The sequence below is a fragment of the Escherichia sp. KTE52 genome, assembly GCF_000408325.1.
Taxonomy (GTDB): Bacteria; Pseudomonadota; Gammaproteobacteria; order Enterobacterales; family Enterobacteriaceae; genus Escherichia; species Escherichia marmotae.
In genome coordinates this window covers 952079-966779 of record NZ_KE138680.1, presented here as the reverse complement: position 1 = coordinate 966779, position 14701 = coordinate 952079, and the positions used below count along the sequence as shown (strand labels likewise).

The 14701-nt window shown below is 50.1% G+C and carries 13 protein-coding genes, 1 tRNA gene and 1 pseudogene; 9 read left to right on the top strand and 6 right to left on the bottom strand.

What is annotated here, in order from left to right; genetic code table 11:
• Positions 1-4: 4 nt before the first annotated feature.
• The 3 genes and pseudogenes from glyS to A1SC_RS25225 form a co-directional block, all read left to right on the top strand.
• Positions 5-2074: a glycine--tRNA ligase subunit beta gene (gene glyS, locus A1SC_RS07040; protein WP_001291753.1), complete on the top strand. Its 2070-nt coding sequence runs from the start codon at positions 5-7 to the stop codon at positions 2072-2074.
• A gap of 79 nt (positions 2075-2153) precedes the next feature.
• Positions 2154-2678, top strand: coding sequence for a helix-turn-helix domain-containing protein (locus A1SC_RS07045; protein WP_016262657.1), 525 nt, complete (start codon positions 2154-2156; stop codon positions 2676-2678).
• 137 nt (positions 2679-2815) lie between these two features.
• Positions 2816-2917: pseudogene (locus A1SC_RS25225) on the top strand (IS3 family transposase); the annotation flags it as partial.
• A gap of 95 nt (positions 2918-3012) precedes the next feature.
• On the opposite strand, the gene cspA reads toward A1SC_RS25225, so the two are convergent.
• Together cspA and A1SC_RS07055 are read right to left on the bottom strand one after the other, a co-directional pair.
• Positions 3013-3225, bottom strand: a complete 213-nt coding sequence (gene cspA, locus A1SC_RS07050; protein WP_000014594.1) for a transcription antiterminator/RNA stability regulator CspE — start codon at positions 3223-3225, stop codon at positions 3013-3015.
• Positions 3226-3506: 281 nt separating this feature from the next.
• The gene (locus A1SC_RS07055) at positions 3507-3797 is read right to left on the bottom strand and encodes an HTH-type transcriptional regulator (protein ID WP_001517320.1); all 291 of its coding nucleotides are present in this window, start codon (positions 3795-3797) and stop codon (positions 3507-3509) included.
• 431 nt (positions 3798-4228) lie between these two features.
• Between A1SC_RS07055 and A1SC_RS07060 the strand changes: the two genes are divergently transcribed.
• Positions 4229-4939, top strand: a complete 711-nt coding sequence (locus tag A1SC_RS07060; RefSeq protein WP_000190515.1) for a DUF3053 domain-containing protein — start codon at positions 4229-4231, stop codon at positions 4937-4939.
• 49 nt (positions 4940-4988) lie between these two features.
• On the opposite strand, the gene ghrB is transcribed toward A1SC_RS07060, so the two are convergent.
• The gene (gene ghrB / locus A1SC_RS07065; RefSeq protein WP_001517319.1) at positions 4989-5963 is read right to left on the bottom strand and encodes a glyoxylate/hydroxypyruvate reductase GhrB; all 975 of its coding nucleotides are present in this window, start codon (positions 5961-5963) and stop codon (positions 4989-4991) included.
• 103 nt (positions 5964-6066) lie between these two features.
• Positions 6067-6726 (bottom strand): OmpA family lipoprotein, encoded by a 660-nt coding sequence (locus A1SC_RS07070; protein WP_000747625.1) that lies wholly within the window; start codon positions 6724-6726, stop codon positions 6067-6069.
• Between the two features lie 152 nt (positions 6727-6878).
• On the opposite strand from A1SC_RS07070, the gene bisC reads away from it, so the two are divergent.
• The gene (gene bisC, locus A1SC_RS07075; protein ID WP_016262656.1) at positions 6879-9212 is read left to right on the top strand and encodes a biotin sulfoxide reductase; all 2334 of its coding nucleotides are present in this window, start codon (positions 6879-6881) and stop codon (positions 9210-9212) included.
• Here bisC and A1SC_RS07080 read toward each other — a convergent pair.
• Together A1SC_RS07080 and tag are read right to left on the bottom strand one after the other, a co-directional pair.
• Positions 9181-9621 carry an N-acetyltransferase gene (locus A1SC_RS07080; RefSeq protein ID WP_016262655.1) on the bottom strand — a complete coding sequence of 147 codons (441 nt, stop codon included), beginning with the start codon at positions 9619-9621 and terminating at the stop codon, positions 9181-9183. The two genes, bisC and A1SC_RS07080, sit on opposite strands and share 32 nt — an antisense overlap.
• Positions 9618-10181, bottom strand: a complete 564-nt coding sequence (gene tag, locus A1SC_RS07085; protein WP_016262654.1) for a DNA-3-methyladenine glycosylase I — start codon at positions 10179-10181, stop codon at positions 9618-9620. Before tag ends, A1SC_RS07080 begins: the two co-directional genes overlap by 4 nt.
• Before the next feature lie 157 nt (positions 10182-10338).
• On the opposite strand from tag, the gene A1SC_RS07090 reads away from it, so the two are divergent.
• The 4 genes from A1SC_RS07090 to A1SC_RS07105 all read left to right on the top strand — a co-directional run bounded on the left by A1SC_RS07090 (position 10339) and on the right by A1SC_RS07105 (position 14673).
• Complete coding sequence (locus A1SC_RS07090; RefSeq protein ID WP_016262653.1) at positions 10339-11037, top strand: autotransporter outer membrane beta-barrel domain-containing protein; 699 nt, start codon at positions 10339-10341, stop codon at positions 11035-11037.
• Between the two features lie 228 nt (positions 11038-11265).
• Complete coding sequence (locus A1SC_RS07095; protein WP_001517314.1) at positions 11266-12468, top strand: L-lactate MFS transporter; 1203 nt, start codon at positions 11266-11268, stop codon at positions 12466-12468.
• 345 nt (positions 12469-12813) lie between these two features.
• The gene (gene eptB, locus A1SC_RS07100; protein WP_001269273.1) at positions 12814-14505 is read left to right on the top strand and encodes a kdo(2)-lipid A phosphoethanolamine 7''-transferase; all 1692 of its coding nucleotides are present in this window, start codon (positions 12814-12816) and stop codon (positions 14503-14505) included.
• Between the two features lie 91 nt (positions 14506-14596).
• A tRNA-Pro gene (locus A1SC_RS07105) sits at positions 14597-14673 on the top strand.
• The last annotated feature ends 28 nt before the right edge of the window (positions 14674-14701 follow it).

The window sequence follows — 14701 nt, the reverse complement described above, 5'->3', positions numbered from 1 at the left end:
GGCCATGTCTGAGAAAACTTTTCTGGTGGAAATTGGCACTGAAGAGCTGCCACCAAAAGCACTGCGCAGCCTGGCAGAGTCCTTTGCTGCGAACTTTACTGCGGAGCTGGATAACGCCGGTCTCGCACACGGTACTGTTGAATGGTTTGCTGCTCCGCGTCGTCTGGCGCTGAAAGTGGCTAACCTTGCGGAAGCACAACCTGATCGTGAAATCGAAAAACGTGGCCCGGCAATTGCCCAGGCATTTGACGCCGAAGGCAAACCGAGCAAAGCTGCAGAAGGTTGGGCGCGTGGTTGCGGGATCTCCGTTGACCAGGCTGAGCGTCTGACTACTGACAAAGGTGAATGGTTGCTGTATCGCGCTCACGTGAAGGGCGAAAGCACCGAAGCGCTGATACCGAACATGGTAGCTACTTCGCTTGCGAAATTGCCGATTCCGAAACTGATGCGCTGGGGCGCAAGCGACGTACACTTCGTGCGTCCAGTTCATACTGTGACTTTGCTGCTGGGCGATAAAGTCATTCCGGCAACCATTCTGGGTATTCAGTCCGATCGCGTGATTCGCGGCCACCGCTTTATGGGCGAGCCGGAAATTACTATCGATAATGCCGATCAATATCCGGAAATTCTGCGTGAGCGCGGTAAAGTCATCGCTGATTACGAAGAACGTAAGGCGAAGATTAAAGCCGATGCCGAAGAAGCCGCGCGTAAGATTGGCGGTAACGCTGACTTAAGCGAAAGCCTGCTGGAAGAAGTGGCTTCGCTGGTGGAATGGCCTGTCGTTCTGACTGCGAAATTTGAAGAGAAATTCCTCGCGGTGCCGTCTGAAGCACTGGTTTACACCATGAAAGGTGACCAGAAATACTTCCCGGTGTATGCGAACGACGGCAAATTGCTGCCGAACTTTATCTTCGTTGCCAACATCGAATCAAAAGATCCGCAGCAAATTATCTCCGGTAATGAAAAAGTCGTTCGCCCGCGTCTGGCGGATGCGGAGTTCTTCTTTAATACCGACCGTAAAAAACGTCTGGAAGATAACCTGCCGCGTCTGCAAACCGTGCTGTTCCAGCAACAATTAGGTACGCTGCGCGACAAGACTGACCGCATTCAGGCGCTGGCTGGCTGGATTGCTGAACAGATTGGTGCTGACGTCAACCACGCGACCCGTGCGGGGCTGCTGTCCAAGTGTGACCTGATGACCAATATGGTCTTCGAGTTCACTGACACTCAGGGCGTGATGGGTATGCACTACGCGCGCCACGATGGCGAAGCGGAAGATGTGGCTGTCGCGCTGAACGAGCAGTATCAGCCGCGCTTTGCTGGTGATTCTCTGCCGTCTAACCCGGTAGCCTGTGCGCTGGCGATCGCTGACAAGATGGATACTCTGGCTGGTATCTTCGGTATTGGTCAGCATCCGAAAGGCGATAAAGACCCGTTTGCGCTGCGTCGTGCGGCACTCGGCGTGTTGCGTATTATCGTCGAGAAGAACCTGAACCTCGATCTGCAAACGCTAACCGAAGAAGCGGTGCGTCTGTACGGCGATAAGCTGACCAACGCTAATGTGGTCGATGACGTTATCGACTTTATGCTTGGCCGTTTCCGTGCCTGGTATCAGGACGAAGGTTATACCGTCGACACCATCCAGGCCGTTCTGGCGCGCCGCCCAACTCGTCCGGCAGATTTCGATGCCCGTATGAAGGCCGTATCGCACTTCCGTACTCTGGAAGCAGCGGCTGCACTGGCGGCAGCGAATAAGCGCGTATCCAACATTCTGGCGAAATCTGACGAAGTCCTGAGCGATCGTGTGAACGCATCTACCCTGAAAGAGCCGGAAGAAATTAAGCTGGCGATGCAGGTGGTTGTACTGCGCGACAAGCTGGAGCCATACTTCGCTGAAGGTCGTTACCAGGATGCGCTGGTCGAACTGGCTGAACTGCGTGAACCGGTTGACGCCTTCTTCGATAAAGTGATGGTTATGGTTGATGATAAAGATCTGCGTATCAACCGTCTGACCATGCTGGAAAAACTGCGCGAATTGTTCCTGCGCGTTGCGGATATTTCGTTGTTGCAGTAATAACTCCTTTAGTAAAAAGCCTGCCAGATGGACTGCACCCCAAAAGTTGGACACCCAACTGATTAAGGTGCAGTTTTTTATGGCAAAGCCAAAATATTCTCTCGAAACCAGATTAGCTGTCGTTAATCATTATCTTGCCGGACACGATGGCGCACGTCGTACCGCTGAACGTTTTGGTGTTGAAGAAACATTTGTGCGACGCTGGGTAAGAGCCTGGCAACTCCACGGTATTGATGATATTACATGGAAAAATGACCGCCACTCTCCTGAGTTTCGACTGACGGTTGTTCTGAAGGCTCTGAGTGAAGAACTTACCATGCGCGAGGCCGCCGCACGGTTTAATATCTCAAATGAATCCGTGGTCCGGCACTGGGTGAAGGTTTACAAAGACACTGGTGAAGAAGGACTTCTGAACATAAAACCAGGTCGGAGCAAGGACATGACAAAACCTCAAAAAACACCTCCACTTACCGATGCAGAACTGGAAAAGTTATCTCCCGAAGAACTGCGGGCGGAACTCCGTTACCTTCGCGCAGAGAATGCCTATCTAAAAAAGCTGAAGGCCTTAGTTCAAAGCGAGAAAAACGGCAGAAAGCCCGGATAATCAGTGAGCTAAGGCTTAAGCATGCGCTCGGTGATCTTCTGCGTGCCGCGGGTATGTCCCGCAGTACGTGGTATCACAATATGAATGCCCTGAAGCGAGTGGACAGGCATGCCGGACTGAATGAACTGAGGAAGGCGATAGAGGACTATATCCATTATTATAACAACGAGCGGATCAGCCTGAAATTAAAAGGCCTGAGTCCGGTAGAATACCGAACCCAGACCCTGAAAGCCGCTTAACATGAACTGTCCAACTTTATGGGGTCAGTCCAGGACAAATAAAAAAATCCCCGCCAATTGGCAGGGATCTTAGATTCTGTGCTTTTAAGCAGAGATTACAGGCTGGTTACGTTACCAGCTGCCGGGCCTTTAGCGCCGCTTTCGATGGTGAAGGACACTTTCTGACCTTCGTCCAGAGATTTGTAACCATCGTTCTGGATAGCAGAGAAGTGTACGAACACATCTTTAGAGCCATCGTCAGGAGTGATGAAGCCGAAGCCTTTGTCAGCGTTGAACCATTTTACGATACCAGTCATTTTACCGGACATAGTGTATTACCTTTAATAATTAATTGTGCCTTTCGGCGTTATGGCGTGCTTTACAGATTTTTGAAGCGTTAAAGGAAATGTGCACTACGAGGGGTATCAACGATAACTCTTGAAGGGACTTGCCTTACTACACTGCTTTAATGGTCTGTACGTCAAACCGTTGAGTGCATTAAGCCACGCATTGGGTGGTGATGCAACATTTATTTTTCAAATTTATGATTAATCGTTCAGAAAGCGGCCCTGTCAGCAGGACCGTCATCATCAAAAAAGGGAATAAAAACCTATTCCATCAACTGCTTACTTAATGCCGGGTTGGCTTGAATCAGGCGCATAAGTTTTAGTTCGGCACTGGAAGGCTTCACGCGTCTGGATTCCCATTCCTTTACCATGGCAACAGATACGCCCAAAACCCGGGCGAAATCATCAATTTTTAACCCTGTCCCTTTGCGTAATTGCTCAATTTCGGTACAAGGTGTTGGTCTGTGTGTCAGGGTAATTTTCTGTGTTTCATCTTTAAAAACAATCTGTTCCAGGCTACTCAACAACTCATGCATTGGATCTTTATATTCCATTGAAAACTCCTCAAATCACACTGCGGGATCGTGAATTTCATCGAAGCTTATTAAGAATAGTCGGGAAAACAGGCATAGCGGGGAGAAGTTAGACATGCTTTGAGTGTGATTCGATTCAGCCCGTCAGTCACCGTGACTTATAGTCACCTAACGATCTGATATATGCAGATATATCTCGTACTGGCCGTGATTTGTAAAGATTTCGAAAATCTGGCCTCCCAACGAGAAGGAAAGTCCTGGCAACAAAAACACAATGGCAATATCAATTTTTAACAATGAAACAACAAATTAACCTTACTTCATTTTCTCCATCATTTTCCCAGGAAGATTATACATAAAGGGTATCCTGTAGGCCTGTCCTGGACTATCCTTGTCTGCGTCAGACACGCGTGTGTCGTTGTGCGCTTTTTTTGGGTGAAAGGAGTAAGAAAATGGCGACAGGAAAGTCCTGCTCTCGCTGGTTTGCGCCTCTTGCGGCGTTATTAATGGTAGTTAGCCTGAGTGGGTGTTTTGATAAAGAAGGCGATCAGCGTAAAGCGTTTATCGACTTCCTGCAGAATACTGTGATGCGTAGCGGTGAACGTCTACCAACCCTGACTGCCGATCAGAAAAAACAATTTGGTCCTTTTGTCTCTGATTACGCGATCCTGTATGGCTATTCCCAACAGGTTAATCAGGCGATGGATTCCGGTCTGCGTCCGGTTGTAGACAGCGTTAACGCGATTCGTGTACCGCAGGATTACGTCACGCAAAGTGGTCCACTGCGTGAAATGAACGGTTCTCTGGGCGTACTGGCGCAACAATTGCAAAATGCGAAGTTGCAGGCAGATGCCGCGCACTCTGCGCTAAAACAAGCTGACGATCTGAAACCGGTCTTTGATCAGGCATTCACTAAAGTGGTGACTACTCCGGCCGATGCCTTGCAACCGCTGATTCCAGCGGCACAAACCTTCACGCAACAACTGGTGATGGTTGGAGACTACATTGCTCAGCAAGGTACTCAGGTGAGCTTTGTATCGAACGGCATTCAGTTCCCGACTTCCCAGCAGGCAAGTGAATATAACAAACTGATCGCGCCATTACCGGCACAGCATCAGGCGTTTAATCAGGCCTGGACCGCAGCAGTAACTGCAACCCAATAAACGGTAAAAGCCCGAGAAGTTATCGGGCTTTTATCTACGCAGTCGCGGCTTAGCCCGCGACGTGCGGATTCACACAGTTCTTCTCAACCTTCCCCAGCAACGCATTAATCAAATTATCCACGGCACAGGCAGCCATGCCATAACGCGTCTCATGAGTGGCCGAACCAATATGCGGTACTGCAACGACATTGGTCATTGATAGCAACGGTGAATCTACGGGCAATGGCTCTTGTTCGAAGACATCCAGCCCGGCGGCGTGAATTTCCCCTTTCTGTAATGCGGCAATCAGTGCATTTTCGTCAACTACCGGCCCACGCCCTGCATTAATGAAGATGGCGGAAGATTTCATTTTGGCGAATTGTTCAGCGCCAAACAGGTGATGAGTTTCTTCAGTTAGCGGCAGGATCAGGCAAACGAAATCTGATTCTTGTAACAATGTATCCAGATCACAGTAGCGGGCGTTAAAGCGTTCTTCAGCTTCTTTATGATGGCGACGAGCGTTATAAAGAATTGGCATGTTGAAGCCAAAGTGCGCACGTTGCGCCAGCGCCATTCCGATCCGTCCCATCCCGACAATCCCCAGTGTTTTATGGTGAACATCAGTGCCGTACCAGTCCGGGCCGATATTGGCGGTCCATTCGCCCGCTTTTACGCGCTCCGCGACTTCCACAACCCGACGCGCGGTACACAGCACCAGCGCCATCAGCGTATCGGCTACTGTTTCCGTTAATACGGTTGGCGTATGCATCAGCAGGATTTTCCGGGCATTAAGCGCATCGACATCGAAATTGTCATAGCCGACAGAGATAGTTGAAGTGGCACGCAGTTTCGGCATCTTTTCCAGCAACGTGGCATCAACATTCTCATTTGAACCCAGTAGACCTTCAGCTTCGGCAAAAATCGCCGCGTTTTGTTCGATGGTCTGTGGATTGAGATTTGCCACCTGGTGAACGATGAAATGCTCTTGCAGGCGTTGCAGTAAATCATCAGGTAAGGCTTTGTAGAGGATAACGGACGGCTTCATTCTTCTCTCCATTCACTGATAAGGCGATCACCTTAGCCTGAAAAATGAAGCAGGAAAACCGAAGAATGCCAGGTGATTTCTTCGTCACCTGGCATGACAGTGATTACAGCGGGCTTAACGTAATTTCTACGCGACGGTTTTGGGCTTTGCCTTCTGCGGTGCTGTTGCTGGCGATTGGGTTAGCCGGGCCAAGACCTTGGGTACGAATACGGCTGGCGTCCACGCCCTGGGTGATCAATGCGCTGGCAACGGAATCAGCACGCTGCTGGGACAGACGCATATTCAGGTCGTGACCACCAGTGCTGTCGGTGTAGCCAATCACGTTAACCGCCGTTTTTGGATACTCTTTCAGCACCATTGCAACGCCGGTCAGGGTGTTAGCACCTGCTGGTTTCAGGGTGGCGCTGCTGCTGTCGAAGGTCACGTTGTTCGGCATGTTGAGGATAATGTTATCTCCGCTGCGGGTTACGCTAACGCCTGTGCCGCGCATTTTGTCACGCAGTTTCGCTTCCTGCACATCCATGTAATAACCAACACCGCCGCCCAGTGCCGCACCTGCCGCTGCGCCAATCAGCGCACCTTTACCGCGATCTTTCTTCGAAGAAGAGAGAGCGCCAATACCCGCGCCAACGAGAGAGCCCAGACCTGCACCGATAGCAGATTTACCTGCTTCGCGTTCGCCGGTGTAAGGGTTAGTTGTACAACCAGATACCGCCAGAGCGCCGCTGACTACGGCAGCAATAAGATAAACACGTTTCTTCATTGTTAATCCTTAATAACCTTTTTATTCTTGGTCACGGGTTTCGTGGCGGGAGATTATGCCGTGTGAACATGAAGATTATTCCTGGGAATACTCGGAAATTTGTAAGTAATATTTAACTGCTCAATACATCTAACCTTTCAGGAGCCTTCGGTTTGGCCATCTCATCCTCACGTTATTCCGTTCTTACTGCCGCCCACTGGGGGCCCATGCTGGTTGAAACCGACGGTGAAACAGTCTTCAGCTCGCGTGGTGCGTTAGCCACAGAAATGGAAAATTCCTTGCAGAGCGCGGTTCGTGACCAGGTTCATAGCAACACGCGAGTGCAATTTCCGATGGTGCGCAAAGGTTTCCTCGCATCGCCAGAAAAACCACAAGGCGTTCGCGGGCAGGATGAATTTGTTCGTGTGAGTTGGGATGAGGCGCTGGATCTCATCCACCATCAGCATAAACGCATTCGTGAGGCTTATGGTCCGGCATCGATTTTTGCCGGTTCCTACGGTTGGCGTTCAAACGGTGTGCTGCATAAAGCGTCAACCTTGTTACAACGCTATATGGCGCTGGCAGGCGGTTATACCGGCCATCTGGGCGATTATTCAACCGGCGCGGCACAGGCGATCATGCCGTATGTCGTGGGTGGCAGCGAAGTCTATCAGCAGCAGACTAGCTGGCCGCTGGTGCTGGAAAATAGCGACGTGGTGGTGCTGTGGAGTGCTAACCCATTAAACACGCTGAAAATTGCGTGGAATGCGTCCGATGAGCAGGGACTTTCTTACTTTGCCGCACTGCGTGACAGCGGGAAAAAGCTGATCTGCATTGATCCAATGCGATCGGAAACCGTCGATTTCTTTGGCGATAAAATGGAATGGGTCTCTCCGCATATGGGGACTGATGTGGCGCTGATGCTGGGGATAGCTCACACGCTGGTGGAAAACGGCTGGCACGACGAGGCATTTCTGGCGCGTTGCACCACAGGTTATGACGTCTTCGCCTCTTATTTGTTGGGCGAGAGTGATGGCATTGCAAAAAATGCCGAATGGGCCGCGGAGATTTGCGGTGTTGGCGCAGAGAAAATCCGCGAGCTGGCAGCTATTTTCCACCAAAATACCACTATGCTGATGGCTGGATGGGGAATGCAGCGCCAGCAGTTTGGTGAGCAAAAACACTGGATGATAGTCACGCTGGCGGCAATGTTAGGGCAAATCGGCACGCCCGGTGGCGGTTTTGGTCTTTCTTACCATTTTGCTAATGGCGGCAACCCGACCCGCCGCGCTGCGGTGCTGCCTTCCATGCAGGGCAGTTTGCCGGGTGGCACCGATGCGGTAGATAAAATCCCCGTAGCCCGCATTGTCGAAGCATTAGAAAACCCTGGCAGCGCGTATCAACACAACGGCATGAACCGACATTTCCCGGATATTCGTTTTATCTGGTGGGCGGGCGGCGCTAACTTCACCCATCATCAGGATACTCATCGTCTGATTCGCGCCTGGCAAAAACCGGAGCTGGTGGTGATATCGGAATGTTTCTGGACGGCGGCGGCGAAACATGCCGATATCGTCCTCCCCGCGACTACGTCGTTTGAGCGTAACGATCTCACTATGACCGGCGATTACAGCAATCAACATCTGGTGCCGATGAAGCAAGTGGTGCCACCGCGTGGTGAAGCGCGTAATGATTTTGATGTTTTTGCTGAGTTAAGTGAGCGCTGGGAGAAGGGCGGCTATGCCCGGTTTACGGAAGGGAAGAGTGAGCTGCAATGGCTGGAAACGTTCTATAACGTTGCGCGGCAGCGTGGAGAAAATCAGCAGGTTGAAATACCGCCGTTTGACGAGTTCTGGGAAGCCAATCAGTTAATTGAGATGTCAGAAAATCCAGACAGCAAGCGGTTTATCCGTTTCGCGGATTTTCGCCGCGACCCGCAGGCACACCCATTAAAGACGACCAGTGGTAAGATTGAGATCTTCTCGCAGCGCATTGCGGATTACGGTTATCGGGATTGTCCAGGCCATCCGATGTGGCTGGAACCCGATGAGTGGTGGGGCAACGCCGAAGCAGAGCAGTTGCAGGTACTTTCAGCCCATCCGGCGCATCGCCTGCACAGTCAGTTGAATTACAGTTCACTTCGCGAATTGTATGCGGTGGCAAACCGTGAGCCTGTCACCATTCATCCTGACGATGCAAAGGCACGCGGCATACAAGATGGCGATACTGTTCGGTTGTGGAACTCGCGCGGGCAAATTCTTGCCGGAGCGGTGATTAGTGAAGGCATCAGGCCTGGTGTGATTTGCATTCACGAAGGGGCATGGCCAGATCTGGATTTTACTGCTGGCGGCATTTGTAAAAATGGCGCGGTGAATGTGCTGACCAAAGACTTCCCAAGCTCGCGGCTGGGTAATGGTTGTGCGGGTAACACGGCGCTGGCGTGGCTGGAAAAATACACGGGGCCTGAACTTAAACTTACAGCGTTTGATCCGCCTGCCAATCCATAATCCAGGTAGGGAGTTGGGTTTCCTCCTGCCATGCGCAGTCGACAATTTGAAAACCCTGCGCATGGTAAAAACTTATTGCTGGCTGGTTTTTCTGGTAAACCTCCAGCAATAAATGAGGATGGCGCTGTTGCATATGTTGCATCAAAGCCTTACCGATACCGCGTCTGACAGCCTTCGGTGCGACAAACATTGCTGCCAGAAACCGCTCTTCCATAATGCTGGCAAAACCGAGAAATTCACCGTTTTCTTCCCATACCCAGTTTTGCGCGTTGGCAAGATATGCATCACGCACCAGCGGAATGCAGTCACGCCAGTAACTTTCTTCTATAAAGGGATGTCCCCAGGTTGTACTTTCCAGCCACAGTTCAAGGATTGCGGGCAGTTCCGAACGTTGTGCTTGTCTAATCATGCTTTATTCCCCGGATGGCAACAGCAGCCAACCACATGATCATTCACCAGCCCACATGCCTGCATAAAGGAGTAACAAATCGTTGATCCAACGAATTTAAAACCGCGTTTTTTCAATGCATTAGAAAGCGCGTCGGAGGCGGGCGTTGATGTGGGGATTTCACTCAACGTTGTGGCTTGTGTCACCTGCGGCTGATGATTTACGAACGACCAGACAAAGTCGGCAAATGGTTCGCCGTTCTGTTCCATTTGCAGGTATGTGCGCGCATTGCCAATAATGGCCTGGATTTTCCCGCGATGGCGGATAATTCCGGTGTCCTGCACCAGCCTTTCAACATCCTCTTCCTGCATTGCAGCGACCTTCACGGGATCGAATTGATGAAAACAGGCGCGATAATTTTCACGTTTTTTGAGGACGGTAATCCAGGACAGCCCAGCTTGTTGCCCTTCAAGGCAGATCATTTCGAACAGTTTTTTACTGTCAGTTTCAGGCACGCCCCACTCTTCATCGTGGTAGGCAATATAAAGCGGGTCCTGACTCACCCAGCCGCAACGTTCCATACTTTCCCTCTCTATGCACCTGTTCGTAAAAATTTCACCTGCTTTTCTTGACGCACCGGCGAAAAAGTCAATATTTAATACAGGACTAATATGCCCGATATCCTTCATACAATGACAATAATAATGCCGAATTCGGCTCTTCCCTGGAGTCGTGTTAATGATCATAAAAAAATGCGGTGGTCGCTGGCCCCTAAGTCTGCTGGCGAGCGTGGTAATCAGTTCTTTTTTTCTCAACACAGCTTACGCCTGGCAACAAGAATATATCGTTGATACGCAGCCAGGACATACCACAGAACGTTATACCTGGGATAGCGATCACCAACCTGATTACAACGATATTTTGTCGCAACGTATTCAAAGTAGCCAAAGGGCGCTGGGACTGGAAGTTAATCTGGCGGAAGAAACTCCCGCGGATGTAACCAGCAGCATGAGTATGGGCTGGAACTTCCCTTTATATGAACACGTTACAACAGGCCCGGTCGCCGCATTGCATTACGACGGAACGACCACTTCGATGTATAACGAGTTTGGCGACAGCACTGCAACACTGACCGATCCGTTATGGCATGCCAGCGTCAGTACGTTGGGCTGGCGTGTTGATTCCCGGCTTGGTGATTTCCGCCCCTGGGCGCAAATCAGCTACAACCAGCAATTTGGTGAAAATATCTGGAAGGCTCAATCAGGTTTGAGCCGCATGACGGCGACAAATCAGAACGGCAACTGGCTTGATGTGACCGTAGGCGCCGATATGCTGCTTAACCAACATATTGCCGCTTATGCTGCGTTATCCCAGGCAGAGAACAGCGCCAATAATAGTGATTATTTGTATACTATGGGGGTTAGTGCCAGGTTTTAACTTGTTTTTTACAATGCGGGATCGGTTATAACAATCATTGTATTGATAGTGGGTGCTAACTGACTCAATAATTATTGTTGTGAATGTTTGTCACGTCATTCATTCCTGAACTGAGGCATTTCATTCCGTTCTGATGGCATTTCATGCCGTTTTCCCCCTGGCATAAAATGCACTTCGTTATGGTTGTCAGCAGAGAATTTTCCTTTTTATTAATGCAGGAATACTGCCATGACACCTTCAAACTATCAGCGTACCCGCTGGCTGACACTCATTGGTACTATCATTACCCAGTTTGCATTGGGTTCGGTTTATACCTGGAGCCTGTTTAACGGCGCGCTTTCCGCCAAGCTGGATGCGCCGATAAGTCAGGTCGCTTTCTCCTTTGGCCTGTTGAGTCTGGGACTGGCTATCTCATCTTCTGTGGCTGGTAAGTTGCAGGAACGTTTTGGCGTAAAACGCGTCACTATGGCGTCCGGCATTTTACTGGGGCTGGGTTTCTTCCTTACCGCGCATTCCAACAGTCTGATGATGCTGTGGTTGAGCGCTGGTGTGCTGGTCGGTCTGGCAGATGGCGCGGGTTACCTGCTGACGCTCTCTAACTGCGTGAAGTGGTTCCCGGAGCGTAAAGGTTTGATCTCCGCGTTCGCCATTGGTTCCTATGGTTTGGGTAGCCTGGGATTCAAATTTATCGACTCGCATCTGCTGGAGACGGTCGGCCTGGAAAAAACCTTTCTGATTTGGGGCGCGATTGTGCTGGTGATGATTGTCTTTGGCGCAACCTTAATGAAAGACGCGCCGAAGCAGGAAGTCAAAACCCATAATGGCGTGGTGGAAAATGATTTCACTCTGGCAGAGTCGATGCGTAAACCGCAATACTGGATGCTGGCGGTGATGTTCCTGACTGCCTGTATGAGCGGTTTGTATGTCATTGGTGTGGCGAAAGATATCGCCCAGAGCCTGGCGCATCTTGATGCAGTATCAGCAGCTAACGCAGTGACGGTTATTTCTATTGCTAACCTTTCTGGTCGTCTGGTGCTGGGCATTCTGTCTGACAAAATTGCCCGTATTCGTGTCATCACCATTGGTCAGGTGATTTCGCTGGTGGGTATGGCAGCGCTGTTGTTTGCTCCACTCAATGCGCTGACATTCTTTGCGGCGATTGCCTGTGTGGCCTTTAACTTCGGTGGCACCATTACCGTCTTCCCGTCACTGGTTAGTGAGTTCTTCGGGCTTAATAACCTGGCGAAAAACTACGGTGTGATTTACCTCGGGTTTGGTATCGGTAGTATTTGCGGCTCGATTATCGCCTCACTGTTTGGCGGCTTCTATGTAACCTTCTACGTCATTTTCGCCTTGCTGATTCTTTCGCTGGCGCTTTCAACGACCATTCGCCAGCCTGAATTCAGAACGTTTCGTGAGGTACATGGTTAAGTTTAACGACGGGTTTCAGACTCGTCCTGAGATAGCGTGGCGTATTTTTTCATTGTGTATGAATCAAATGTATCGGCACAATTCAGGATGAGTCATTGATAAAATCGAGGGCCAGCTAGCTGGTCCTTTTAAGCGTTCAATTTACAAAAAGTATCCTTTCATACTTGTATTTTTGTAAATTTGTGCTTCATGTACACTCTTTCCCCACACTTTTTCCTTTTGCTGTGGTTTACTTGTCTGCGTGTGCAGATTTTCTTTATCTGACAACCTCCGCACTTTTCCCCTGCCTGGCCTGAAAAGCTATTATGCAGGGTGTTATCACCTGTTTTTCCAGGGTTTGTTTGCATGAGATATATCAAAACGATAACGCAGCAAAAGCTAAGCTTTTTGCTCGCTGTCTATATCGGTCTGTTTATGAATTGCGCAGTCTATTTCCGTCGGTTCGATGGTTATGCGCATAATTTTACTTTTCTTAATGGTGTATCGGCGGTTATCGAACTGGCCGGTACTGTCCTGGCTACCTTCTTCTTTTTACGCTTAATTTCACTCTTCGGCAGAACAGTCTGGAAAGTGTTGGCCTCGTTGCTGGTGCTGGTCTCTGCCGGAGCCAGCTACTACATGACATTTATGAACGTCATGATTGGCTATGGGATTGTCGCTTCGGTGATGACTACCGATATCGATTTGTCGAAAGAAGTAGTTGGCTGGTCGCTTATCGCATGGATTGTACTGGTGAGTATTATCCCGTTGATACTTATCTGGATGAACCGCTCACAAGACACCTTCTGGCGTCAGCTTTGTACACCGAAAACACGTTGGCGTAGTGCGCTTACCGTGCTGCTGGCGGGTCTACTGGTATGGGGACCTATCCGTCTGATGGACGTCGCTCAAAAGCGTGCAGACCGCATGGCTGGGGTGGATATGCCAAGTTATGGTGGGGTGCTGGCGAACTCGTATTTACCTTCGAACTGGCTTTCTGCGTTGGGGCTGTACGCCTGGGCACAGGTGGATGAATCTTCAGATAATCGTTCGTTGATGAATCCGGCGAAAAAATTCACTTATACCCCGACGCAAAATCTCGACGACACCTATGTAATTTTTATTATTGGTGAAACCACGCGTTGGGATCATATGGGGATGCTGGGCTACGAGCGTGATACCACGCCGAAGCTGGCAAAAGAGAAAAATCTGGTGATGTACCGTGGTTATTCTTGTGATACCGCGACTAAATTATCACTACGCTGTATGTTTGTCCGCGAAGGCGGAACGGAAGATAACCCACAACGTACGCTCAAAGAGCAGAACGTATTCGCAGTTCTCAAGCAGTTAGGCTTTAGCTCGGATTTGTACGCCATGCAGAGCGAGATGTGGTTCTACAGCAATACCATGGCTGACAACATTGCCTATCGTGAGCAAATTGCGGCTGAGCCACGTAACCGCGGGAAAGCGGTGGACGATATGTTGCTGGTCAATGAAATCGAGCGTTCTCTGGAGAAAAAGCCAGAAGGCAAGCATCTGATTGTGCTGCATACCAAAGGGTCGCACTACAACTATACTCAGCGTTATCCCCGTCAGTTTGCCCAGTGGAAACCAGAGTGCTATGCAGTTGATCGTAAATGTCCACGAGCACCGATGATTAACTCATACGATAACTCTATAACCTACGTTGATCATTTTATCGACACAGTGATTGACAAATTCCGCGATAAGAAAGCTATTATTTTCTACGCGGCGGATCACGGTGAGTCGATTAACGAGCGCGAACACTTGCATGGTACACCACGCGAATATGCACCGCCGGAACAGTTCCGTGTACCGATGATGGTCTGGATGTCGGATAAATATCTGGAAAATCCGGCCAACGCGCAGGCATTTGCACAGTTGAAAAAAGAAGCGGAAATGAAAGTACCGCGCCGCCATGTAGAGCTGTACGATACCATCATGGGCTGCCTTGGTTATACTTCACCGGACGGTGGCATTAACGAAAACAACAACTGGTGTCATATCCCGCAGGCGAAGGACGTTGCAGCCAACTAAATGGTCTGCCGACTTTCTCACCGATCAAAAGGCATTTTGCTATTAAGGGATTGACGAGGGCGTATCTGCGCAGTAAGATGCGCCCCGCATTCGGTGATTGGCGCAGCCTGGTAGCGCACTTCGTTCGGGACGAAGGGGTCGGAGGTTCGAATCCTCTATCACCGACCAATTTAGAAAAACCAGCCTACGGGCTGGT